Below are 22,407 nucleotides of genomic sequence, written 5' to 3' on the forward strand. Positions count from 1 at the left end.
ACCGACGAGGGGGTCAACTTCCCTGGGTTGGTCAAACCTCCCTTCGTGAAACGTGAGGAACAGTTTCTCAACGCTTGAGACCCCTTTTTCCCGGTGGGTGAGAGGGCCCCTCCACAGGGTGTTCGTGCGCCGGGCCCCTTCGTATGTGCGTGCGCGGTGCGCGGTGCGCTAGATCGTGCCCAGCTTGATGATCGACAGCAGGGCGATCAGCTGGATCGCCGACGCGCCCAGGGCCTTCGGCCACGGCAGGTCGTGCGATTTGCTGATCAGGGCGGTGAAGAGCGCGCCGGCCGCCACCCAGGTGGCCCAGCCCAGGATCTGCACGAGCATGTTGTCGCCGCCGAGGAACATGGCGAACAGCAGGCGCGGTACGTCCGTCAGGCTCATGACCAGCATCGACAGGCCCACCGTGGGCTGCCACGCTCCGTCGCCGCCCATCTGGCGGGCCAGCGTGTGGGTGACGGCGCCGAGGACCAGGCCGCAGATCACGAAGGCCACGCCCGCCGAGAGCACGATCGGGAAGGCATTGGGGAGGGTGGCGTTGATGACGTCGTTGCGGGTGTCGTCGAGGCCGAAGACCGCGAGCAGCCCGTAGAGGAAGGTCACGATCAGCGCCGGCCCCCAGACGGCGTAGTCGCGCATCTGCAGGAAGGTCTGGCCCGGGCGCGTCACGATGCCCCGGAGCAGTTCCTTCCACGGCAGCCGCGGACCGACGGGGCCGGCGGCCTGGGACGCGCCCGCCTGGTAGGTCCCGCCCTGGGTGTACGCGTACGGGTCCTCGCCGATGGAGAAGGCCTGGGTGTAGCCCGGAGAGTCGCTCGGACCGCCGGCTCCCTGGCCCGGACCCGGGCCGGGGGGATGGCCGTAGCCGTATCCCTGGCCATGGCCCTGGCCGGCGTTGCCGCCGTGCGGGTCGAAGTATTCGGGCTCGCCGTGGCCCCCGGGAGCGGCCTGCTGGGGCCACTGCTGGGGTGCGTAGGGCTGCTGGCCGTACGGTGCGGGCGCCTGGGGCGCCTGCTGCGAGCCGTACGGCTGCTGCCGCGGGGGTTGTTGCGGGGTGCGGTTGTTGTCCCGGCCGCGTCCGATCCTGAATCCAGCCACGTGATCGAAAGTACCCGCTCCCGGGCGGCCGGGTGGCCGGGCCGGGGGAAGAAGCCCCCTTTGCGGCTGAGCTGTGACATCCCCTAGGGGGTACCTGGAGGGCCTTCTCGGGGCGGGTGAGGGGCGGGTGAGGGGTGAGCTCAGGGTGGGTTACGTGGCTGCGCGGCAGTCTGCTGATTCCTGTTACATCCCCGACGGAATACGGACATACCGGCTCCGTAGCTTCGTAGACGTAGTCACCGCCACGAAGCACGAACGAGCACGAGAAGAGCCCCGTCATGCGAAGCCCGCACCGTCGCACCACCCTCCGTACCGCCGCCGTCGTGGCCGGTGCGGCCGCCGTCCTCGCCCTTCCGGTGGGTTCCGCCTTCGCGGATTCCCCGGCCGTACCGGACGCGCAGGTCCTGCCCGGCGCCGAGCAGCCGTCCGTGGACCCGCAGCAGCCGCAGGTGGACCCGCAGCAGCCGCAGGTGGACCCGCAGCAGCCGCAGGTGGACCCGAGTGTCCCGCCGACCACGCCTCCCACCACGCCGCCGACCACTCCGCCCGTGAAGCCTTCGGTCCGGGACTACGTCACGACCGCGAAGCTGGCCGACGGATCGGTCGCCAAGATCTACAAGTTCGGCGACGGTCACTTCGAGGCCGACATCTTCGCCGGTGGCACCAAGCTGGACACACTGGTCAGCAAGGGCGGCATGCCCGCCTACGGGCAGAACAACGGGCTGCACGTGGTCCTCCAGCCGAACGGCACCGTCACCTCGTGGGTCGAGGGCGCGACCAAGCCGGTCGAGAAGCCGAAGCCGGTGGAGAAGCCGAAGCCGGTGGAGAAGAAGGAGAACTCCGTTCAGGTCGCCATGCCCGACGGGCGCAACGCGCGGCTGATCGACGGCCCGAACGGCAAGCGCGTCGAGCTCTCGATGCCGAACGGGAACCTGCTCGGCACGATCGACCTGAAGCACCCGACCGCGACGGACGACGGCTGGACGTACAAGCTCGTCCAGGACGGCAAGCGCGTGAAGTTCGTCGTCATCGACGGCAAGAGCGGTGGGAACAGCTGGGTCTACGACTTCAGCAGCGGCAAGCTGATCGAGACGTACAAGGTCGCCAAGGACGGCAAGGATGCCAAGAGCGGCACGAAGGACACCAAGTCCGTCACGCCGGTCGAGAAGAAGGCCGTCGAGCGGGTCGTGCCCAAGGGCGGAGTGAAGGCGGGCGCCGAAGGCATGGTTCCGGTGGCGGCGGAGGCCGACGCGTCGCAGACCCCGCTGCTGCTGGCCGCCGGCGGGGGCATGGCCGCGGTGGGTGCGGCCGGGCTGGGCTTCGCGATGCTGCGTCGCAGCCGGGGCGAGCGCTCCTGACCGCGCTCTACCGGGGCCGCCGGGCGGCGGGGCTCCGCCCCGGATCCCGACCCCGTACGCCGGAACGGCCCGTCCCCTGTGGGGGCGGGCCGTTCCGGTGTTCGGTGTTCCGTGCCGCGCGGGCTACTTCGCCTCGGCGTCGGTCTCCGGCTCCGCCGGAGTCTCAGCCTTGGGCTCGGGCGCCTCGGCCTCGGCCGCCGGCTTCGCCGTGGCCTCCACCGCCGGCTCCGCCGGGGCCTCCGCCTTGGGCTCGGGCGCCTTGACCTCGGCCGCAGGCTCCGACTTCGCCGCCGCCTCGGCCGCAGGCTCCGCCTTGGCCTCCGCCTTCGGCTCGGGTGCCTTGGCCTCGGCCACCGGCTTCGCGACCGGCTCAGGCTTCGCGACCGGCTCGGCCACCGGCTTCGCGACCGGCTCCGGCTCGGGCTCCGGCTCGGGCTCCTCCGCCGGCTCCGGCGTCTTCACCGATTCCAGCAGCAGCTGCGCCACGTCCACCACCGTGACGTGTTCCTTCGCCTGGCCGTCGTTCTTCTTGCCGTTCACCGAGTCGGTGAGCATGACGAGGCAGAAGGGGCAGGCGGTGGAGACGATGTCCGGGTTCAGGGACAGGGCCTCCTCGACGCGCTCGTTGTTGATGCGCTTGCCGATCCGCTCCTCCATCCACATCCGCGCGCCACCCGCGCCACAGCAGAAGCCCCGCTCCTTGTGGCGGTGCATCTCCTGCTGGCGCAGGCCCGGCACGGCCGACATGATCTCGCGCGGCGGCGTGTAGACCTTGTTGTGCCGGCCCAGGTAGCACGGGTCGTGGTACGTGATCAGCCCGTCGACCGGGGTCACCGGCGTGAGGCGGCCCTCGTCGATCAGGTGCTGCAGCAGCTGCGTGTGGTGGATGACCTCGTACTCGCCGCCCAGCTGCGGGTACTCGTTCGCGATGGTGTTGAAGCAGTGCGGGCAGGTGGAGACGATCCGCTTCGCCGACTTCGGCTTCTTGGTCGACTCGTCCTCGTCGTCCTCGCCGAACGCCATGTTCAGCATCGCGACGTTCTCCTGCGCGAGCTGCTGGAAGAGCGGCTCGTTGCCCAGGCGGCGCGGGGAGTCACCCGTGCACTTCTCGTCGCCGCCCATGATCGCGAACTTGGCGCCCGCGATGTTCAGCAGCTCGGCGAAGGCCTTCGTGGTCTTCTTCGCCCGGTCCTCGAGGGCGCCCGCGCAGCCGACCCAGTAGAGGTAGTCGAACTCGGAGAGGTCCTCCGCGTCCTTGCCGATGATCGGGACCTCGAAGTCCACCTCCTTGGTCCACTCGACGCGCTGCTTCTTCGCGAGGCCCCAGGGGTTGCCCTTCTTCTCCAGGTTCTTGAGCATCGTGCCCGCCTCGGAGGGGAAGGCCGACTCGATCATCACCTGGTAGCGCCGCATGTCGACGATGTGGTCGATGTGCTCGATGTCCACCGGGCACTGCTCGACGCACGCGCCGCAGCTGGTGCAGGACCACAGCACGTCGGGGTCGATGACCCCGTTCTCCTCGGCGGTGCCGATCAGCGGGCGCTCCGCCTCGGCCAGCGCGGCCGCGGGGACGTTGGCGAGCTGCTCCGGCGTCGCCTTCTCGTTGCCCTCCATGTCCTTGCCGCCGCCGGCCAGCAGGTACGGGGCCTTGGCGTGCGCGTGGTCGCGCAGCGACATGATCAGGAGCTTGGGGGAGAGGGGCTTGCCCGTGTTCCAGGCCGGGCACTGCGACTGGCAGCGACCGCACTCCGTACACGTGGAGAAGTCGAGGATGCCCTTCCACGAGAACTGCTCGACCTGCGAGACGCCGAAGACATCGTCCTCGCCCGGGTCTTCGAAGTCGATGACCTTGCCACCGCTGGTCATGGGCTGGAGCGCGCCCAGTGCGACCGCGCCGTCGGCGTTGCGCTTGAACCAGATGTTGGGGAAGCCGAGGAAGCGGTGCCAGGCGACACCCATGTTGGTGTTTAGCGAGACCACGATCATCCAGATCAGCGAGGTGCCGATCTTGATCATCGCGGTGAAGTAGATGGCGTTCTGCAGCGCGCCGAGCGACATGCCCTTGAAGGCCAGCACCAGCGGGTACGAGACGAAGTACGCCGGCTCGTACGAGTCCACGTGGTGGATCGCGCCTTCGAGGCCGCGCAGGCACAGGATCGCGAGGCCGATGGTCAGGATGATGTACTCGACGAAGTACGCCTGCCAGGCCTTCGAGCCCGTGAAGCGCGACTTGCGGCCGGCGCGCGAGGGCAGCGACGCGAGGCGGATCCCCATCAGGACGAGGATGCCGACCACGGTCATCAGGCCGATGAACTCGATGTAGAGCTCGAACGGCAGGAAGCCGCCGATGATCGGCAGCACCCAGTCGGCCTGGAAGAGCTGGCCGTACGCCTGCACCAGCGTCGGCGGCAGCGTCAGGAAGCCGATCGCGACGAACCAGTGCGCGAAGCCGACGAGGCCCCAGCGGTTCATCCGGCTGTGGCCGAGGAACTCCCGGGCAAGGGTGATCGTTCGGGATTTCGGGTCGTCCGTACGGCTGCCTGCCGGTACGGGCTGTCCGAGCTTCACGAAGCGGTAGATCTGCGCCACGGCTCGGGCGAGCAGCGCGACGCCGACCACGGTCAGGACCAGCGACACGATGATCGCGGCGAGTTGCATGGGAGGGCTCCTCGGGCGGCACTTACTAAGCGGTAACTTATCCAGTCAAGGCTTGAGGTTACCCAGTCCCGACGCCGCAATGTAGCCGAGCGCGCGGTGATCTGCGTCGCTCGCCCCCGCGGTGGGCGGGCCGCGTCCGCGCCGCGTCCCCGCGCGGCCCCGCCCGGCCCGCGCCACGGCCCCTTCCTCAGGGCCGTCCGTGCCGCCAGGCCGCCCGCGGGGTCTGCGCGAGGATCGCCAGGTCCATTCCCAGCCAGTGGTTCTCCACATAGTGCCGGTCCAGCAGGTCCATCTCCTCCCACGGCAGGTCCGAACGTGCGCTCACCTGCCACAGCCCGGTCATCCCGGGCCGTACGAGGAGCCGCTCGGGCCGGTCCGCCGCACTGTGTCCGGGGCGCGGCCCGACCAGCGACATCTCGCCCCGCACCACGTTGAGCAACTGCGGCAGCCGGTCCAGCGAGCACCGCTCGAGCGCCGCCCCGGCCCGCCCCTTGCCCACCCGCAGCCGCCACGCCCGGTAGGGCCGCCCGGCCAGGCCCGCCGCCGGCTCGCGTACGAGGACAGCCGCGCCCTGGGTCGCGTACAGCAGGGCGGCGACCAGCAGCAGCGGTACGAGGAGCACCCCGATCAGGAGCGCGGCTCCGGCGAGGTCGAGCACCCGCTTGGCCGACGGCCATGGCCCTGGCCGGGCGGGGAGCGCGAGCAGCTTGTGCATGCCAGCACGGTGCCGTACGCCTCCGGCGGTGTGGTGGTGCCGCGCGGCTGTGGTGCCCCGTTCGGGTGCGACGCCGCTGCCGGGGCTCCGTCCCGGACCCCGCGGCCCCAACACCGGCGGGGCCGGAGCTGCCTGACCGTCCCGTGATTGCGCGTAAGGGTGGCCTAAAGGTTGAGTCCCCTCGACTCACCTCTGTTGACACCGGCGGAGCCGTGCGGCACTCTTGAGTCTGTTCCACTCAAGTCAGCTGGAGGAATCAAAATGGCACGTGCGGTCGGCATCGACCTGGGCACCACTAACTCCGTCGTCAGCGTTCTGGAAGGCGGCGAGCCCACCGTCATCACCAACGCCGAGGGCGCCAGGACCACGCCGTCCGTCGTCGCCTTCGCCAAGAACGGCGAGGTCCTCGTCGGCGAGGTGGCCAAGCGCCAGGCGGTCACGAACGTGGACCGGACCATCCGCTCCGTCAAGCGCCACATGGGCACTGACTGGAAGATCAACCTGGATGGCAAGGACTTCAACCCGCAGCAGATGAGCGCCTTCATCCTGCAGAAGCTGAAGCGCGACGCCGAGGCGTACCTGGGCGAGAAGGTCACGGACGCGGTCATCACCGTCCCGGCCTACTTCAACGACTCCGAGCGCCAGGCGACGAAGGAGGCCGGCGAGATCGCGGGCCTGAACGTCCTGCGCATTGTCAACGAGCCGACTGCCGCCGCCCTGGCCTACGGCCTCGACAAGGACGACCAGACCATTCTCGTCTTCGACCTCGGTGGCGGCACCTTCGACGTGTCGCTCCTCGAGATCGGCGACGGCGTCGTCGAGGTCAAGGCCACCAACGGTGACAACCACCTCGGTGGTGACGACTGGGACCAGCGCGTCGTCGACTACCTGGTGAAGCAGTTCCAGAACGGCCACGGCGTCGACCTGTCCAAGGACAAGATGGCGCTCCAGCGTCTGCGCGAGGCCGCCGAGAAGGCGAAGATCGAGCTGTCCTCCTCCACGGAGACCTCGATCAACCTGCCCTACATCACGGCTTCCGCCGAGGGCCCGCTGCACCTGGACGAGAAGCTCACGCGCTCGCAGTTCCAGCAGCTCACCGCGGACCTGCTCGACCGCTGCAAGGCCCCGTTCCACAACGTCATCAAGGACGCGGGCATCAACCTGTCCGAGATCGACCACGTGGTCCTCGTCGGCGGCTCCACCCGCATGCCGGCCGTCGCCGAGCTCGTCAAGGAGCTCACCGGCGGTCAGGACGCGAACAAGGGCGTCAACCCGGACGAGGTCGTCGCCCTCGGCGCGACCCTCCAGGCGGGCGTTCTCAAGGGTGAGGTCAAGGACGTCCTGCTCCTCGACGTGACCCCGCTGTCCCTGGGTATCGAAACCAAGGGCGGCATCATGACCAAGCTCATCGAGCGCAACACCACGATCCCGACCAAGCGGTCCGAGATCTTCACGACGGCCGAGGACAACCAGCCGTCCGTGCAGATCCAGGTCTACCAGGGCGAGCGCGAGATCGCGGCGTACAACAAGAAGCTCGGCATGTTCGAGCTGACCGGCCTGCCGCCGGCCCCGCGTGGCGTCCCGCAGATCGAGGTCTCCTTCGACATCGACGCGAACGGCATCATGCACGTCACTGCCAAGGACCTTGGCACTGGCAAGGAGCAGAAGATGACCGTCACCGGCGGCTCTTCCCTCGCCAAGGACGAGGTCGACCGCATGCGCCAGGAGGCGGAGCAGTACGCGGACGAGGACTCCCGCCGCAAGGAGGCGGCCGAGTCCCGCAACCAGGGCGAGCAGCTCGTCTACCAGACGGAGAAGTTCGTCAAGGACAACGAGGACAAGGTCCCGGCCGAGATCAAGGACGAGGTCCAGGCGTCCATCGACGAGCTGAAGGAAAAGCTCAAGGGCGAGGACGCCGCCGAGATCCGCACCGCGACCGAGAAGCTCGGCGCCGTCAGCCAGAAGCTCGGCCAGGCGATCTACGCCGACGCCGGTGCCCAGGCCGCCGGTGGCGCGCCGACCGGTGACGCCGGCCAGGCCGACGCCAACGACGACGTCGTCGACGCCGAGATCGTGGACGACGAGAAGCCGAAGGGCGGCGCTGCCTGATGTCGGAGGAGACCCCGGGCTTCGACGAGAAGCCCGAAGTCCCCGCCGACGCCGCGCCTGACGACGACGCCGAGCCGAAGGCCGCAGCTTCCTCCAAGGAGGAGGCCGCGGCCCCGGCCGGGGACTCCGCAGCAGCACGAGACGCCCAGTCCGCCCAGGACACCGGTGCAGCTCTCCTGGCTCAGCTGGACCAGACCCGTACCGCGCTCGGTGAGCGCACCGGGGACCTCCAGCGGCTCCAGGCGGAGTACCAGAACTACCGCCGCCGGGTGGAGCGGGACCGGATCGCCGTCAAGGAGATCGCGGTCGCGTCCCTCCTGACGGAACTCCTCCCGACCCTGGACGACATCGGCCGGGCGCGGGAACATGGCGAGCTGGTCGGCGGCTTCAAGTCGGTGGCCGAATCGCTGGAGACCGCCGCGGCGAAGATGGGCCTGCAGCAGTTCGGCAAGGAGGGCGAGCCCTTCGACCCGACGATCCACGAGGCCCTGATGCACTCGTACGCGCCGGACGTCACCGAGGACACCTGCGTGGCGATCCTTCAGCCGGGGTACCGCATCGGCGAGCGTACGATCCGTCCCGCGCGGGTCGCGGTGGCCGAGCCCCAGCCGGGCGCGGCGCCGAAGTCCGAGGCGGCGGAAGGCGAGTCCGCGTCGGACAAGGACGCGGATGCCCCCGACAAGGGCTGAAGCTGCTGAGCCCTTTGCACGACACGCAGGACAAGAAGTAGCGCGAGAGGAGGGACACCGGGGATGAGCACGAAGGACTTCGTCGAGAAGGACTACTACAAGGTCCTCGGTGTCCCGAAGGACGCCACCGAGGCCGAGATCAAGAAGGCGTACCGGAAGCTCGCCCGCGAGTTCCACCCGGACGCCAACAAGGGCGACGCCTCGGCCGAGGAGCGCTTCAAGGAGATCTCCGAGGCGAACGACATCCTCGGCGACGCCAAGAAGCGCAAGGAGTACGACGAGGCCCGCGCCCTGTTCGGCAACGGGGGCTTCCGCCCCGGTCCGGGCGGGGGCGGCGGCTCGTTCAACTTCGACCTCGGTGACCTCTTCGGAGGCCAGCAGCAGGGCGGCGCGGCCGGCGGTTTCGGCGGCGGCGGTCTGGGCGACGTCTTCGGCGGCCTCTTCAACCGCGGCGGCGCCGGCGCGGGTGCGGGCACCCGTACCCAGCCGCGCCGAGGCCAGGACATCGAATCGGAGGTCACCCTCTCCTTCACGGAGGCGGTGGACGGGGCCACGGTCCCGCTCCGGATGTCCTCGCAGTCGCCCTGCAAGGCCTGTTCGGGCACCGGCGACAAGAACGGCACGCCCCGCGTGTGCCCGACCTGCGTCGGCACCGGCCAGGTCTCGCGCGGCAGCGGCGGCGGCTTCTCGCTGACCGACCCCTGCGCGGACTGCAAGGGCCGCGGCCTCATCGCCGAGACCCCCTGCGACATCTGCAAGGGCAGCGGGCGGGCCCGCAGTTCCCGGACCATGCAGGTCCGGATCCCGGCGGGGGTCTCCGACTCCCAGCGGATCCGGCTGCGCGGCAAGGGAGCCCCGGGCGAGCGCGGCGGCCCGGCCGGCGACCTGTACGTGGTCGTGCACGTGGACGCGCACCCGGTCTTCGGCCGCAAGGACGACAACCTCACGGTGACCGTTCCGGTGACTTTCGCGGAGGCGGCGCTGGGAGCCGACATCAAGGTCCCGACCTTGAACGGCCCCTCGGTGACGCTGAAGCTGCCCCCGGGCACCCCGGGCGGCCGCACGATGCGGGCCCGCGGCAAGGGGGCGGTCCGCAAGGACGGCACCCGCGGCGACCTGCTGGTGACGGTGGAGGTCGCGGTCCCGACCGAGCTGAACGACAAGGCCCGCGAGGCCATGGAGCTGTACCGCGAGGCGACGGAGTCCGAGGACCCGCGTTCCGCGTTGTTCGAGTCCGCGAAGGGAGCATGACATGGACGGCCGCCGTAGGAGCCACTACCAGCTCACCGATGAGACCCCGGTCTACGTGATCTCGGTGGCCGCCCAGCTCTCGGGCCTGCATCCGCAGACCCTGCGCCAGTACGACCGCCTCGGCCTGGTCTCCCCGGGCCGTACGGCCGGCCGCGGCCGGCGCTACTCGGCCCGCGACATCGAGCTGCTCCGCACGGTGCAGGCGCTGTCCCAGGAAGAGGGCATCAACCTGGCCGGCATCAAGCGGATCATCGAGCTGGAGAACCAGGTCGCCGCGCTCCAGCAGCGCGTGGCCGAGCTCTCCACGGCCGTCGACGGCGCCGCCGCCGTCCTGCGGCAGCGCGAGGCCCAGGTGCACGCCTCGTACCGGCGCGACCTGGTCCCGTACCAGGCTCCGCAGCCGGGCAGTGCCCTGGTCGTCTGGCGGCCGGCGCCCAAGCGCCCGATGGACTGACGACGCCCGGAACGAAGCACCGGAACGACGCACCGGAGCGAAGAGAAGGCCCCGATCCAGCGGATCGGGGCCTTCTCTTCGCTCCTCGCTCTTCGTTCCCGCGCGCCCGTACCCCTGTCCTGGGCGCCAGGGCGCTCCAGAGCCTCCTGCCGGCCCCGCGGCGGTGGTCCTGGCCCGCGGGCCCCTACTTGTCGTCGAGGATGCCCGACTGGGCGATGAGGAAGCCGAGCTGGGCGCGGCTGCCGCTGCCCAGGGCGGAGGCGAGCTTGGCGATGTGCGCGCGGCAGGTCCGTACGTTCATCCCCAGCCGGCGCGCGATGGCCTCGTCGACGTGTCCCTCGATGAGGAGCTGTGCGATGGAGCGCTGCACGCCGGAGATCCCCGCAGGCGTATGCTCGTAGGTCACCTCGTCGCCCAACGGCACGGCCCGGCGCCACAGTTGCTCGAACACCTTGATGAGGTAGGCCACGACTCCGGGGTGGCGCAGCTCCAGCGCGACACGCCGGTCGTCGCGGGCCGGGATGAAGGCCACGGTACGGTCGAAGATGATGAGGCGCTCGATCAGTTCTTCGAGGGTGCGGATCTCGACCTTGCCCGTGGAGACCCGGTCCGCGTAGGCGAGCATGCTCTGGCTGTGCCGCGCGGTGTGCTGGTACAACGTGCGGATGCTGACCCCGCGGTCGATCACATTGGTGCCGCGCTCCAGTGACTGGGACAGGACGAAGGGGGAGCGGCCCCCGCCCGGCTGGATCGTCAGCACCTCGGTGTGGCACTCGGCGGTGGCCAGATCGAGCGCGGCGTTGATCTGCTCGAGGCCCTCGTGTGCGGTGATGGCGTGGGTGTTCGCGGGGCTCCGGGCACTGATGGCGAGGAACGGCTCGAAAGCGTCGGTGAGGTCCACGGCGCTGCGGCGGCGGTCCTGGATCTCCTTTTCGAGGGGATGGAGCCGCTGTGCGAGTGCGACGGAGGGGGGAACCGCGCGAAGCTGGTTCGCGTCATCGGGATCGGAGCGCAAGAGCCCGAATTCGAGCAGGCAGGGGACGTTGACGACCTCGCTGCGGGCCACGCGGCCGGCACTCAGGGCCGCCGCGTAGAGCCGTGTTCCCTCGGCGCACATGCTGGTGACCGGGTGGGGATGTGTCGGGCTTGTGTCTGTATTGGGCAAATCTCCACCCCCCAGGGTCCTGAACATGTAAGAACATGATGCATCGTCCCTGTGGCACCGACGTGCCTGAATAAGCCATCGTCTGACACGCGGGGGAGAGGATTCCATCAAGTGAGGACGAAGCCGACCATGTACAAGAGAATGCTTCGCTCGGCGCTTGCCGTTGTTTTCTCCGCCGTTGCGGTCTTTGGGGCCATCAGTGCCGCCACTGGGGATGCGGACAGCGTGCGAGCCGCGTCGGGGTCGAGTCCGACATCGGTGAAGCCGGGCAATACGGATATCGGGTGGGACTCCACGCCCATGGGAGACATCGGCTGGGACTCCGCGCCCACGGACATCGGCTGGGACTCCACGCAGGCGAGGGTTTCCTGATGACCCCCGACGATCATGGCTTCCGCCGTGAAATGGCATCGGCCTACCGCTCCGGCTGGCAATTCATCGATCTCACCAGCGCCATCCCCTATGCCGGTGACTCGCTGAAGGTCACCCTCTTCGGCCAGCCGATCATCGTGGTGCGGGAAGAGGACGAGGACGTCCGCGCGTACCGCTGTCTGCGCCGTCCCCGAGGCGCTCCGCAGCCCGTCCGCTGCGAGATCCGGTACGGCATGGTCTTCGTCAATCTGGACCAGCGTGATCATCAACTTTTCGAGCCCGAATCCGCCGCCACCCCCCGCAGTGCCTGAAGCGATTCCCCTGTCGTCGCAGATCGCTCAGGCGCTACCCCCACACAGCGACGCCATCGTGGACCTGACCACGATGGCGTCGCTGTGATGTCCGTGTCCAGTGGTTGAACCGGACATCGTCGAACCGGACACCGCGGAACCGGACATCGCCGCCGTCGGCCGGGCCGTCGGCTACGCGCGCCCCATGGCCCGGTCCAGCGTGATCTCCACGACCACCCGGTCCGGGTTCGGCGAGGGCATCCGCCCGTACCGCTCCGCGTAGCGCCGTACGGCCTCCGCGACCGAGGCCTCGTCCGTACGGACCACCGCGCGGCCCTCCAGGGTCGCCCAGCGCCGCCCCTCCAGCTGGCACACCGCCACCCGGGCCCCGCCCTGCGGGCCGCCCTGCGGGCCGCCCTGCGGGCCGCCCTGCGACGCCAGCACGTTGCGGACCTTCTTGCTGCCCTTGTTGGTGATCACCCGCGCCAGTCCGGCTTCCGGGTCGTAGGTCACGCCCACCGCCACCACGTGCGGGCTGCCGTCGGGCCGGAGCGTGGTCAGCGTGCAGATGTGCCGTTCCCGCCAGAAGGCGAGGTACTCCGGCGTCGGGTTGAGTACGTCATGGGCGGTGCGGGCCGTGCCGGCCGGGCTGGGAGTCGACATGCGCGAAGGGTACGCCGCTCCACCTTGAGTGGAATAGACTCAACTTTGTGCAGGTTACTCATGTAAAGCACACGGAGTAGGGAAGGGAGAAGGCGCACGTGGATGCCGAGCTGACCAACAGGAGCCGGGACGCGCTGAACGCGGCCACCACCAGGGCCGTCAAGGACGGGCACGCGGACCTGACGCCCGCGCACCTGCTGCTGGCGCTGCTCGCCGGCGAGGACAACGAGAACATCACCGACCTGCTCGCCGCGACCGACGCCGACCAGGCCGCCGTACGCGCCGGAGCCGACCGCCTGCTCGCCGCCCTGCCCAGCGTCACGGGCTCCACGGTCGCGCCCCCGCAGCCCACCCGCGAGCTGCTCGCCGTACTGGCGGAGGCCGACGCGCAGGCCGGGAAGCTCGGAGACGAGTACCTCTCCACCGAACACCTGCTCATCGCCATCGCCGCCAAGGGCGGCCCGGCCGGTGAGCTCCTTTCCGCACAGGGCGCGACCGTGAAGAAGCTGCGGGACGCCTTCGAGAACGCAAGAGGAGGGCGGCGGGTGACCACCCCCGACCCCGAGGGCCAGTACAAGGCCCTGGAGAAGTTCGGCACCGACTTCACGGCGGCCGCCCGCGAGGGCAAGCTCGACCCGGTCATCGGCCGCGACCACGAGATCCGCCGCGTCGTGCAGGTGCTCTCGCGGCGCACGAAGAACAACCCGGTGCTCATCGGCGAGCCCGGCGTCGGCAAGACCGCCGTCGTCGAGGGCCTGGCCCAGCGCATCGTCAAGGGAGACGTCCCCGAGTCCCTGAAGAACAAGCGGCTGGTCTCCCTGGACCTCGGCGCGATGGTGGCCGGTGCCAAGTACCGCGGCGAGTTCGAGGAGCGGCTCAAGACGGTCCTCGCGGAGATCAAGTCCAGCGACGGCCAGATCATCACCTTCATCGACGAGCTGCACACGGTCGTCGGCGCGGGCGCCGGCGGGGATTCCTCCATGGACGCGGGCAACATGCTCAAGCCCATGCTGGCCCGCGGTGAGCTGCGCATGGTCGGCGCGACCACCCTCGACGAGTACCGCGAGCGGATCGAGAAGGACCCGGCACTGGAGCGCCGCTTCCAGCAGGTGCTGGTGGCGGAGCCGAGCGTCGAGGACACCATCGCGATCCTGCGCGGGCTCAAGGGCCGCTACGAGGCCCACCACAAGGTCGTCATCAACGACAGCGCCCTCGTGGCCGCGGCCACCCTCTCCGACCGCTACATCACCTCCCGGTTCCTCCCCGACAAGGCCATCGACCTCGTCGACGAGTCCATGTCCCGGCTCCGCATGGAGATCGACTCCTCCCCGCTGGAGATCGACGAGCTCCAGCGCTCGGTCGACCGCCTGCGCATGGAGGAGCTGGCCCTGAACAACGAGTCCGACCCGGCCTCGCGCGAACGCCTGGCGAAGATCCGCAAGGACCTCGCGGACAAGGAGGAGGACCTGCGGGGCCTGACCGCCCGCTGGGAGAAGGAGAAGCAGTCCCTCAACCGGGTCGGCGAGCTCAAGGAGCGCCTGGACGACCTGCGCGGCCAGGCCGAGCGCGCCCAGCGCGACGGGGACTTCGACACCGCCTCCAAGCTCCTCTACGGGGAGATTCCGGCCCTGGAGCACGAGCTCGCGGAGGCCACCGAGGCCGAGGCCGAGGTCTCCAGGGACACCATGGTCAAGGACGAGGTCGGGCCGGACGACATCGCGGACGTGGTCGGCGCCTGGACGGGCATCCCGGCCGGCCGCCTCCTCGAGGGCGAGACCCAGAAGCTCCTGCGCATGGAGGACGAGCTGGGCCGGCGCCTGATCGGCCAGGGCGAGGCCGTGCGCGCCGTCTCCGACGCCGTGCGCCGCACCCGCGCGGGCATCGCGGACCCGGACCGGCCGACCGGCTCGTTCCTGTTCCTCGGGCCCACGGGCGTGGGCAAGACGGAGCTGGCCAAGGCCCTCGCCGACTTCCTCTTCGACGACGAGCGGGCCATGATCCGCATCGACATGTCGGAGTACGGCGAGAAGCACAGCGTGGCGCGTCTCGTCGGCGCCCCGCCCGGGTACGTGGGCTACGAGGAGGGCGGCCAGCTGACGGAGGCCGTCCGCCGCCGCCCCTACTCGGTCGTCCTCCTGGACGAGGTCGAGAAGGCCCACCCCGAGGTCTTCGACGTCCTGCTCCAGGTCCTCGACGACGGCCGCCTCACGGACGGCCAGGGCCGCACGGTGGACTTCCGCAACACCATCCTGATCCTGACCTCGAACCTGGGCAGTCAGTATTTGAGCGGGCACAGCCTGATGGATCCGTCCACAGCTGTGGACGAGATCAAGGCCAAGGTCCTGGACGTGGTGCGGGCCTCCTTCAAGCCGGAGTTCCTCAACCGCCTCGACGACCTGGTGGTCTTCTCCGCCCTGAGCGGGGCCGAGCTGGCCCACATCGCCGAGCTCCAGATCGGCCGCCTGGCCAAGCGCCTGGCCGACCGCCGCCTGGGCCTGGACGTCACCCCCGAGGCCCTGGCCTGGCTGGCGGACAAGGGCAACGACCCGGCGTACGGCGCCCGCCCCCTGCGCCGCCTGATCCAGACGGCCATCGGCGACCGCCTGGCCAAGGAGATCCTCGCGGGCGAGATCCGCGACGGCGACACCGTCCGCGTCGCCGTGGCGGGCGACGACCTGCTGGTGGGCAAGGTGCTGTAAGTCTCCGCAGGGCCGTATCGCTCACCGCGGCCGGGGCCGCCCCGGGGAAGCGTCCCCGGGGCCCCGGCCCCTCAGCCGTCGAAGGCTTCGAACCGGACCCCGGACGTCGTCCGTACCAGCGGAGCGGCGAGCACCGCCACGGTGAGGACGCGCAAACTCCCTTGAATGGCCATCCATCCCCCTTATGGGCGCCCTACGCCTGTCCGCCCGGAGCGGATCGTGGCTGCGGGGGTGGACACGGGGTGGGCGCGATGGGGGAGGATGGCCGTATCCGCACGAAGGGAAGTCACACGGTGAGCATCGACCCGGCCTCGATTCCGAACTTCGGAGGGCAGCAGCCCGATCCGCAGGCCACAGGACCGGCGGGCCCCGTCGTCCCCGACCAGGACCTGGTCAAGCAGCTCCTGGAGCAGATGGAGCTCAAGTACGTCGTCGACGACGAGGGTGACCTCGCGGCGCCGTGGGAGGACTTCCGCACGTACTTCATGTTCCGCGGCGAGGACGAGCAGCAGGTCTTCTCCGTGCGGACCTTCTACGACCGCCCGCACGCGATCGAGGAGAAGGCGCAGCTCCTGGAGTCCATCGACGACTGGAACCGCCGCACGCTGTGGCCCAAGGTCTACAGCCACACGCACGACGACGGCTCCGTCCGCCTGATCGGCGAGGCGCAGATGCTGATCGGCACCGGCGTGAACCTGGAGCACTTCGTGTCCTCCACGGTCAGCTGGGTCCGCGCGTCGATCGAATTCGACAAGTGGCTCGTCGAGCAGTTCGGCCTGGAGAAGGAAGTCGACTCCGCCGACGAGAAGAACGACGAGGACGGCGAGGGCGGCACGACCGAGACCAACTAGGTCCCGGTCCGACCCCTCACAGCGCCACCCTCACGGCGCCACCCCGGACGCGAGCAGCAGGTACGGCCCGTATCCGTACGAGAGCCCGGCCAGCACCCCGGTCACCACGACCGCGGTGCGCGGCCGGGCTTTCGCCATGAGGGCCGCCACCGGCAGCAGCAGCGGGAACGCGGGCAGCAGGAAGCGCGGCTTCGATTCGAAGAAGCCCGCGCCGCCGTAGGTCATGACCAGCAGCACGCCCGTGTACACGAGCAGCGGCAGCGGGATCCGGCGGTCGGCCGCCAGCAGCCCCGCGAGCACCAGCGCGGCCGTCAGCAGGACCACCGTCACCGTCGTGGCGAGCTCCACCTGCCCGATGCCGGACACCGCGTGCCGCGCGGAGCGCAGCGCCCCCGCGCCGAAGTCGAAGCGCGAGCCCCAGCCGCTCTGGACGGCGAAGTAGCCGCCGAGCGGATCCCCCCGGCGCACGCCGACGAGCAGGACGTACGAGGCCCAGCCCGCGGGAGCGGCCAGCCCGGCGGCCCACACCGCCGCGGGTGCGCGGCCCCGCCGCCGCCAGATCTCGTACGCGGCGGCGGCCGTCACGGCGGCGGCGACCGCGATCCCGGTGGGCCGGGTCAGCCCCGCGAGCACGGCGAGCCCCGCCGCCCACCCCCAGCGGCCGCGCAGCAGGGCGTACAGGGCCCAGGCGGCGAAGGCGGCCAGTAGGGCCTCGGTGTAGGCGAGGGTCAGCATGAGGGCGTGCGGCACCGCGGCCCACAGCGCGACGAGCAGCAGCCCGGCGCGGGCCCCCAGCAGGTGCGCCCCGACCCGGTACACCCCGACGGCCGCCGCGCCCGCGGCGATCCAGGCGACGGCGAGCGCGGCGACGGCCGGCGAGCCGGGCAGCACGGCGGAGGCGCAGCGGATCAGCACGGGGTAGAGCGGGAAGAACGCGGAGTCGCTCTGCACGGACCCGATGCCGGGATAGATCTGGGTCCGCCCGTAGCCGTGCTCGGCGATCCGCAGGTACCAGACGGAGTCCCAGGACTCCCCGAGCACCCGTACGGGGCTGCGCCCGGTCCACCGCGCCGCCACGGCGACCGCGAGCACCCCGGCCCCGCGCAGGGCCGCGTACACCCCGAGCGCGAGGACGGCGCCGGGAATCCGGCGGGACGGGCGGGCGCGGCCGTCCCGGCCGACCCGGCCGGTGCGTCGCCCGGGCCGTGCACCGTTCGACAGCGTTTCCGTCGCCATGGGTCCCGACTTCCTGGGGGGCTCGCGGCCGGAGTCGCCACGCATGGGGAAACACTACGACGACAGGGCCGCGGAGCCCCCGGGATCGACCTCTCAGAGCCGCCGCAGCCGCTCCACCGCCTCCTCCAGGACGTCGGTGCGCTGCAGAAGGGCAAGGCATGAGCACGGAGCACCAGGGAAAACTCTGGCACTCAGAACACAATCTGAGTACAGTCTGAGTATGAGCCTTGCTTACCTGGGAGCCGAGCCCGAATCGGTTTCGTTCACGGATCTGTCGAGAAACCCGAAGGCCGTAGCCGCCCGGGCCGCCGCCCTCGGTGCTCTGCGTGTCACGCATCGGGACGCGCCCGACATGGTGCTGACGACGGCCGTGCATGCGGAGCGCACCGAGGAGAACCTCACGACGGCATCCCGGCTCTTCCTCGCGCTCATGAAGCACGATGACGGAGCCCGGTCGCTCCTGCTGGCGCTGCCCGAAGTCTTCCCTTGGGTGCGGCACCTGGACGACGCAGAGATGCGTGCGTTCACGGTGGAACTCCTGGAAGCGCTGTCCGATGCGGCGGAGCTGGGTGCGCGGGAGGCCGTGCACCGCGCGCTCGTCTCCTGGAGGGCGACGGCTCGTATCAACGCGGATCCGGAGCAGCTCAAGGAAGCTCTGCGTCCGCTCGACGGGGATGACCTGGGGCCGGTCGAGGTGGGCGGGTGAGCCCGAAGGGAGTTCGAAGTCACGAGTGGCGGACGCGTGCGCTATTTGGTCAGCCCGGAAACGGCGACCGTCATTCTGGTCTACGCGTCCACTCGGCATCCCAAGGACACCGAGTAGCTCGTAGCTCCCGTGCGGCACAGGCTCCGGCCGGAAGGCCGGGCCCATGCCCGCACGTCCATCTGGCCCGCTCTCAGCGGGCCAGCCGACCGAGGCGCTCAACCGCCTCCTGCAATACAACCGTCCGCTTGCAGAAGGCCCAGCGGACGTGGGCGGCTCCGGCGGCCTTGTCGTCGTAGAACACCTGGTTCGGGATGGCCACCACCCCGCAGCGCTCCGGCAGGGCCCGGCAGAAGGCCACGCTGTCGTGTTCGCCGAGCGGGGTGATGTCGGTGGTGACGAAGTAGGTGCCCTGCGGGCGGAAGACCTCGAAGCCGGCCGCCGCGAGGCCGTCGGAGAGGAGGTCGCGCTTGGCGGCCAGGTCGGCGCGGAAGGAGTCGTAGTACGCGTCGGGCAGGGCGAGGGCCTCGGCGATCGCGTACTGGAACGGGCCCGAGGACACGTACGTCAGGAACTGCTTCGCGGAGCGGACCGCCGTGACCAGCTCGGGCGTTCCCGTCACCCAGCCGACTCCTTGTTCGTACGCCTATTCGCGTGCCGCTCGGCACGCCCGAGCCGGGGCGGCCGCAGAACCTACCCGGACCGAGCTCACAGGCGTAGCACAGGGCTCCGTCGCGGGGCACTGTCCGTCGTATGCTGACCACACACGGGAAGGAGCCGTCCATGAGCGTCGACGCGATCGTGCACACCGAGTTCCCCAAGGGGTACACGGTCCTGTTCGGGGCCGACGGAAAGGTGATCATGACCCCGCAGAGCGAAGAGCACTCCAGCACCATCCGATCGATGCAGATCGACTCCGCTCTCGCCCTCGGCCGTCACGCGAAGGTCACCTCCGACGTCTACATCGACTTCCCCGCCGACGAGAACTCCGCCCCCGATCTGGCGATCCTTCGCGAGGATGCCCGCCGGGAGGGCAAGCGCTACAGCTTCGAAGACGTCCTGCTGATCTCGGAGGTCGTCTCGACCTCCTCCGCACGCAAGGACTACGACGACTGCACCGCGAAGTACGGCCGCTACGGCATTCCGATCTACCTGGTGGTGGACCCCTACGCCCAGGAAGTCGTCCTCCACACCCAGCCGACCGACACTGGTTACATCGCGGCACACACGCACAAGTACGGCACGGGCAAGCTCCCCATCCCCCTGGCCGACGGCCGCACCTTCACCCTCGACCTCGACGAACTTCCGCGTCCGGAGCTCGAGGCGAACGCCGGCTGATTCGCGGCCGAGTTCCTGGTCGCGATCCGGCGGTGGCTTGTCATCGCAAGGACTGTTGCGAACAGGTGGGACGAGTCGCATGCGGATGAGGTTCGAACCCGAGGCCGAGGAGGAGTTCGAGGCCGCGCGTGGGCTGCTGGTCGACCGCGTGGCCCCAACGTCACCGAGCTTCTCGGGGCGGAACGCTCCGACGCCCTTGACACGCTGCTGCGCTATCTGCACGCCGCCCGGTTGGCGGCCCACGCGGCCCCTCACTCCAGGCTCTCGACGCAATCACGGAACGGCGGCTGACCGGCCGCGCGCTGTGCGGCTCGGCCCGCGCCGAGCCGCAACTGCCCGTCGCACTGCCCCAGGGCGACGAACTGCGCCAGCCGGCCGAGGCGTCGACGACGGTGGCGCAGTTGCGCGGACTCACCGAGCGGGCGGGACGGGACGGCCGCCCCGTGACGGCGACGGGACGGCTGTGGACGTCAGACACCCGCGAGTTGACGGATCTGCTCGGTACCGGAGACAAGACTGGATGTGCGCGGGTCGCACTTGACCGGTTCCCGCACGCCGCAGTACCAGGCTTTACCCCTCTGCGCCGAAAGGCGCGCCTCCCGACGGGCGCTGTCGAGCAGAACGCTGCCGTCAGGCATAGCCAGGTCTCGTGGGCGCGGCGATTGCTGCCCGAGGGGTTCTCCTGCACCTGGCCTTCGATGACAAGCAACGGAGGCGTGCAGGCCCGCCCTTGAAATCCCGCCCGGCTTCACTCGCGAGGAGTGGCTGGGGCACCTCAACCCGAGACCATCGCGCCGTGCGCACGAAGAGCGCAAGCAACTTCGAGTTGGGTGACAGCCTTCATGTAACAACGGAGAGTCACAGTCAACTTGATGACTGTGACTCTCCGAATGCCAGCTGACCGGTTGCGCACTTAGTGCCCTTGGGGCCCTAAGTGAGTTTCTAGGCCATGCCGAGGAGCTGGGCGATCATGGTGACGATCTGGTGAACGGTGTATCCAGCGTTCGACCACTTCAGGATCGTGGCCTTGTTAGCCCACACCCACTTGGCGAACTTGGAGCCGTACTTGCCGCCGACCTTGATGATTTCCCATGCCAGCTTAAGCCAACCCATTTTCCTATACCTCCAAAATTATATGACGCTTCTACGCTGCCCGAGGCGGGTGCATTGTCGTCAGAATCAGTCACGAACGTGCAGTTCCTGACTGGGAGTTGGAAGCTAACACCGGGATGATCACCCGATCCATTAAGAGCGAAATTGTCCTGCACCCATTGCCATCGGTTCATGGGGGCTGGTAAGGGCGGCGGGCACATCTAGTCGAAGGGGAGCAAAACGTCCGCTATGGATCCGAAACGCTTGTGATTCTGGGTAGTTGGGCTGGGTCTGAGTGATTTGGTGGGGGATGCGCGGCATCTGTCGCCGTCGGTGCAGGAGGTTCTGCGGTTGCGGGCGGTGGCCGCGTTGGCGGCAGGGCAGGGCCGGGACGCACTGCTCTCGCGGCCGAAGGGCCGTCCGGCGGTGGTCCATTAGGTGCTGGGCGAGGCCAAGCAGGCCGCCGTGCGCCAGGTGGTGAGCGGCTGGTCGGGCACGTCGACCACAAGGTCCACCCCGTGGTCGACGGGCGCTCCGCCTACCGCTCGAAGACGGTCCGCACCTGGCTCGCCGCCCATCCCGACGCCATTGAGCTGCACTACCTGTCCCCGTACTCGCCGGAGCTGAGCCCCGGCGAGCTGCTCAACGCTGACCTCAAGCGCAGCCTGCCCAAGGGCCACCGAGCCGGGAGCCAGGTCGAACTCGCCGCCGAGACACGCTGGTTCCTCCGCAGACGCCGACGTCAGCCCCACATCATCCGCGGCTCCTTTCACGGCCGCCACGTCCGCTACACCCTGGGTCATCCGAGTGGCCGGTTCGCCGTCCGGGGCGGTTTTCGCCAGGCAGGTGCGTGCCTGCATTGCGTTCCGCCCCAGATCCGTACCGACCGTCACGTGACGGGATGTCGCGGATATATCCGGCAAGCCCGAATTGCGCAATGCCCCTGGATTTACGGCCCTGCCCATTGGCCCGTCTTCCGGTACGCTGCCCAGGCATCTATTCCAATCGCCGCCGAAAGACTCGCGACCGGACGGATCCCACCGGGGGGTGGGACGATCGGTCGCGGTGCTGTTGAAATAAGACCCTGCCGGTCAGCGGGTCGCCGCACTCCGGCGCTCCTGACTGGCGAAGATGCTGTTTGTTCGAGTCGGGTGCCTAGACCACACCCGACCGATCATGTCGTGATCATTGGGGGATCGCGGCTTTGGTGGGACCTGATAAATCGCACGGGGGAAAAGTACGTGAATACAGTCATGCTGTATACATTTGTGGTAGCCGCCTCGACCGGCAGCATTACAGAAACCGCCAAGAGACTTAAATACGGCAAGTCAACTGTGGTGTACCACATTCGAGAGGTAGAGAAGGTCTGCCGGCTGGAGCTTTTCGAGCGAGAGGTGCGAGGATTCCGCCTCACCGGCGCAGGCCGGAAAGCACTCGAAATCTCGGAACAGTTGCTGCGGATGACCGCCGAGCTCAAGTCGTTGCCGTTGGGGGACTCCAAAGGGACGACCAAACGACGGCCGCATGATGCGAATGTCAATGGCGGCGGCTCGGCAAGGAACGTTCGTCAATTCGGCTGACAATTTGACGCCCGGACGGTAGAGGGAAAATGTTCAGCCGGTATTCGGAGATCAAGGCAGAGATCCAGTAATCTGCCCCTGCG

The 22,407-nt window shown here is 69.3% G+C and carries 18 protein-coding genes and 3 pseudogenes; 13 read left to right on the top strand and 8 right to left on the bottom strand.

Going from position 1 to position 22,407, the window contains the following annotated elements; genetic code table 11:
* Positions 1-168: 168 nt before the first annotated feature.
* A complete protein-coding gene (locus ACFWBW_RS00630; RefSeq protein WP_385367228.1) occupies positions 169-1,101 on the bottom strand; it encodes a Yip1 family protein in 933 nt (310 codons plus the stop codon).
* 278 nt (positions 1,102-1,379) lie between these two features.
* Between ACFWBW_RS00630 and ACFWBW_RS00635 the strand changes: the two genes are divergently transcribed.
* The gene (locus ACFWBW_RS00635) at positions 1,380-2,459 is read left to right on the top strand and encodes a hypothetical protein (RefSeq protein ID WP_385367230.1); all 1,080 of its coding nucleotides are present in this window, start codon (positions 1,380-1,382) and stop codon (positions 2,457-2,459) included.
* 420 nt (positions 2,460-2,879) lie between these two features.
* Here ACFWBW_RS00635 and ACFWBW_RS00640 read toward each other — a convergent pair.
* Positions 2,880-5,117 (bottom strand): annotated as a pseudogene (locus ACFWBW_RS00640) ((Fe-S)-binding protein); the annotation flags it as partial.
* 187 nt (positions 5,118-5,304) lie between these two features.
* The gene (locus ACFWBW_RS00645) at positions 5,305-5,832 is read right to left on the bottom strand and encodes a sugar transferase (protein WP_385367232.1); all 528 of its coding nucleotides are present in this window, start codon (positions 5,830-5,832) and stop codon (positions 5,305-5,307) included.
* A gap of 261 nt (positions 5,833-6,093) precedes the next feature.
* Between ACFWBW_RS00645 and dnaK the strand changes: the two genes are divergently transcribed.
* From dnaK to ACFWBW_RS00665, 4 genes are all read left to right on the top strand, one after another.
* Entirely contained in the window at positions 6,094-7,941 is a 1,848-nt protein-coding gene (dnaK, locus tag ACFWBW_RS00650) for a molecular chaperone DnaK (RefSeq protein ID WP_385367234.1), read from the top strand.
* Positions 7,941-8,630, top strand: coding sequence for a nucleotide exchange factor GrpE (gene grpE / locus ACFWBW_RS00655; RefSeq protein WP_385367236.1), 690 nt, complete (start codon positions 7,941-7,943; stop codon positions 8,628-8,630). The genes dnaK and grpE overlap by 1 nt, the downstream gene beginning before the upstream one ends.
* Positions 8,631-8,693: 63 nt before the next feature.
* Positions 8,694-9,881 carry a molecular chaperone DnaJ gene (gene dnaJ, locus ACFWBW_RS00660; protein ID WP_385367238.1) on the top strand — a complete coding sequence of 396 codons (1,188 nt, stop codon included), beginning with the start codon at positions 8,694-8,696 and terminating at the stop codon, positions 9,879-9,881.
* Between the two features lies 1 nt (position 9,882).
* Positions 9,883-10,335, top strand: a complete 453-nt coding sequence (locus tag ACFWBW_RS00665) for a heat shock protein transcriptional repressor HspR (protein ID WP_385367241.1) — start codon at positions 9,883-9,885, stop codon at positions 10,333-10,335.
* A 184-nt stretch (positions 10,336-10,519) separates the two neighbouring features.
* Here ACFWBW_RS00665 and ACFWBW_RS00670 read toward each other — a convergent pair whose 3' ends face one another.
* Complete coding sequence (locus ACFWBW_RS00670; RefSeq protein ID WP_385367243.1) at positions 10,520-11,527, bottom strand: helix-turn-helix transcriptional regulator; 1,008 nt, start codon at positions 11,525-11,527, stop codon at positions 10,520-10,522.
* Positions 11,528-11,611: 84 nt separating this feature from the next.
* Between ACFWBW_RS00670 and ACFWBW_RS00675 the strand changes: the two genes are divergently transcribed.
* Both ACFWBW_RS00675 and ACFWBW_RS00680 read left to right on the top strand, forming a co-directional pair.
* Positions 11,612-11,872: a hypothetical protein gene (locus tag ACFWBW_RS00675; protein WP_385367244.1), complete on the top strand. Its 261-nt coding sequence runs from the start codon at positions 11,612-11,614 to the stop codon at positions 11,870-11,872.
* A complete protein-coding gene (locus tag ACFWBW_RS00680) occupies positions 11,872-12,183 on the top strand; it encodes a (2Fe-2S)-binding protein (RefSeq protein ID WP_266906367.1) in 312 nt (103 codons plus the stop codon). Before ACFWBW_RS00675 ends, ACFWBW_RS00680 begins: the two co-directional genes overlap by 1 nt.
* Before the next feature lie 171 nt (positions 12,184-12,354).
* Here the strand turns inward: ACFWBW_RS00680 and ACFWBW_RS00685 are convergent, their stop codons facing one another.
* Complete coding sequence (locus ACFWBW_RS00685; RefSeq protein WP_385367247.1) at positions 12,355-12,825, bottom strand: pyridoxamine 5'-phosphate oxidase family protein; 471 nt, start codon at positions 12,823-12,825, stop codon at positions 12,355-12,357.
* A 98-nt stretch (positions 12,826-12,923) separates the two neighbouring features.
* On the opposite strand from ACFWBW_RS00685, the gene clpB reads away from it, so the two are divergent.
* Both clpB and ACFWBW_RS00695 read left to right on the top strand, forming a co-directional pair.
* Positions 12,924-15,524, top strand: coding sequence for an ATP-dependent chaperone ClpB (clpB, locus tag ACFWBW_RS00690; protein WP_385367249.1), 2,601 nt, complete (start codon positions 12,924-12,926; stop codon positions 15,522-15,524).
* Between the two features lie 293 nt (positions 15,525-15,817).
* A complete protein-coding gene (locus ACFWBW_RS00695; protein ID WP_385367251.1) occupies positions 15,818-16,375 on the top strand; it encodes a YbjN domain-containing protein in 558 nt (185 codons plus the stop codon).
* Between the two features lie 30 nt (positions 16,376-16,405).
* Here the strand turns inward: ACFWBW_RS00695 and ACFWBW_RS00700 are convergent, their stop codons facing one another.
* Positions 16,406-17,611 carry a mannosyltransferase family protein gene (locus tag ACFWBW_RS00700; RefSeq protein WP_385367253.1) on the bottom strand — a complete coding sequence of 402 codons (1,206 nt, stop codon included), beginning with the start codon at positions 17,609-17,611 and terminating at the stop codon, positions 16,406-16,408.
* A gap of 220 nt (positions 17,612-17,831) precedes the next feature.
* Between ACFWBW_RS00700 and ACFWBW_RS00705 the strand changes: the two genes are divergently transcribed.
* Positions 17,832-18,317, top strand: coding sequence for a prevent-host-death family protein (locus tag ACFWBW_RS00705; protein WP_385367255.1), 486 nt, complete (start codon positions 17,832-17,834; stop codon positions 18,315-18,317).
* A 190-nt stretch (positions 18,318-18,507) separates the two neighbouring features.
* Here the strand turns inward: ACFWBW_RS00705 and ACFWBW_RS00710 are convergent.
* Positions 18,508-18,945, bottom strand: a pseudogene (locus tag ACFWBW_RS00710) (aminotransferase class I/II-fold pyridoxal phosphate-dependent enzyme); the annotation flags it as partial.
* Positions 18,946-19,097: 152 nt separating this feature from the next.
* Here ACFWBW_RS00710 and ACFWBW_RS00715 point away from each other — a divergent pair.
* Positions 19,098-19,652 carry a Uma2 family endonuclease gene (locus tag ACFWBW_RS00715; protein WP_385367257.1) on the top strand — a complete coding sequence of 185 codons (555 nt, stop codon included), beginning with the start codon at positions 19,098-19,100 and terminating at the stop codon, positions 19,650-19,652.
* Positions 19,653-20,594: 942 nt separating this feature from the next.
* On the opposite strand, the gene ACFWBW_RS00720 is transcribed toward ACFWBW_RS00715, so the two are convergent.
* On the bottom strand, positions 20,595-20,765 hold the full coding sequence (locus ACFWBW_RS00720) for an aureocin A53 family class IId bacteriocin (protein ID WP_385367259.1): 171 nt from the start codon (positions 20,763-20,765) through the stop codon (positions 20,595-20,597).
* Positions 20,766-21,262: 497 nt separating this feature from the next.
* Between ACFWBW_RS00720 and ACFWBW_RS00725 the strand changes: the two are divergent.
* Together ACFWBW_RS00725 and ACFWBW_RS00730 are read left to right on the top strand one after the other, a co-directional pair.
* Positions 21,263-21,436 (top strand): annotated as a pseudogene (locus ACFWBW_RS00725) (transposase); the annotation flags it as partial.
* 549 nt (positions 21,437-21,985) lie between these two features.
* Positions 21,986-22,324: a LysR family transcriptional regulator gene (locus ACFWBW_RS00730; RefSeq protein ID WP_385367457.1), complete on the top strand. Its 339-nt coding sequence runs from the start codon at positions 21,986-21,988 to the stop codon at positions 22,322-22,324.
* Positions 22,325-22,407: the final 83 nt, after the last annotated feature.

Source organism: Streptomyces sp. NPDC059957 (assembly GCF_042730015.1).
In the GTDB taxonomy this organism is placed as follows: Bacteria; Actinomycetota; Actinomycetes; order Streptomycetales; family Streptomycetaceae; genus Streptomyces.

Coding starts and splice junctions, on each gene's coding strand:
- ACFWBW_RS00635 (WP_385367230.1), top strand. CDS start 1,380: ATGCGAAGCCCGCACCGTCGCACCACCCTCCGTACCGCCGCCGTCGTG.
- ACFWBW_RS00645 (WP_385367232.1), bottom strand. CDS start 5,832: ATGCACAAGCTGCTCGCGCTCCCCGCCCGGCCAGGGCCATGGCCGTCG.
- dnaK (WP_385367234.1), top strand. CDS start 6,094: ATGGCACGTGCGGTCGGCATCGACCTGGGCACCACTAACTCCGTCGTC.
- grpE (WP_385367236.1), top strand. CDS start 7,941: ATGTCGGAGGAGACCCCGGGCTTCGACGAGAAGCCCGAAGTCCCCGCC.
- dnaJ (WP_385367238.1), top strand. CDS start 8,694: ATGAGCACGAAGGACTTCGTCGAGAAGGACTACTACAAGGTCCTCGGT.
- ACFWBW_RS00665 (WP_385367241.1), top strand. CDS start 9,883: ATGGACGGCCGCCGTAGGAGCCACTACCAGCTCACCGATGAGACCCCG.
- ACFWBW_RS00670 (WP_385367243.1), bottom strand. CDS start 11,527: ATGTTCAGGACCCTGGGGGGTGGAGATTTGCCCAATACAGACACAAGC.
- ACFWBW_RS00680 (WP_266906367.1), top strand. CDS start 11,872: ATGACCCCCGACGATCATGGCTTCCGCCGTGAAATGGCATCGGCCTAC.
- ACFWBW_RS00685 (WP_385367247.1), bottom strand. CDS start 12,825: ATGTCGACTCCCAGCCCGGCCGGCACGGCCCGCACCGCCCATGACGTA.
- ACFWBW_RS00700 (WP_385367253.1), bottom strand. CDS start 17,611: ATGGCGACGGAAACGCTGTCGAACGGTGCACGGCCCGGGCGACGCACC.
- ACFWBW_RS00705 (WP_385367255.1), top strand. CDS start 17,832: ATGAGCCTTGCTTACCTGGGAGCCGAGCCCGAATCGGTTTCGTTCACG.
- ACFWBW_RS00715 (WP_385367257.1), top strand. CDS start 19,098: ATGAGCGTCGACGCGATCGTGCACACCGAGTTCCCCAAGGGGTACACG.
- ACFWBW_RS00720 (WP_385367259.1), bottom strand. CDS start 20,765: ATGGGTTGGCTTAAGCTGGCATGGGAAATCATCAAGGTCGGCGGCAAG.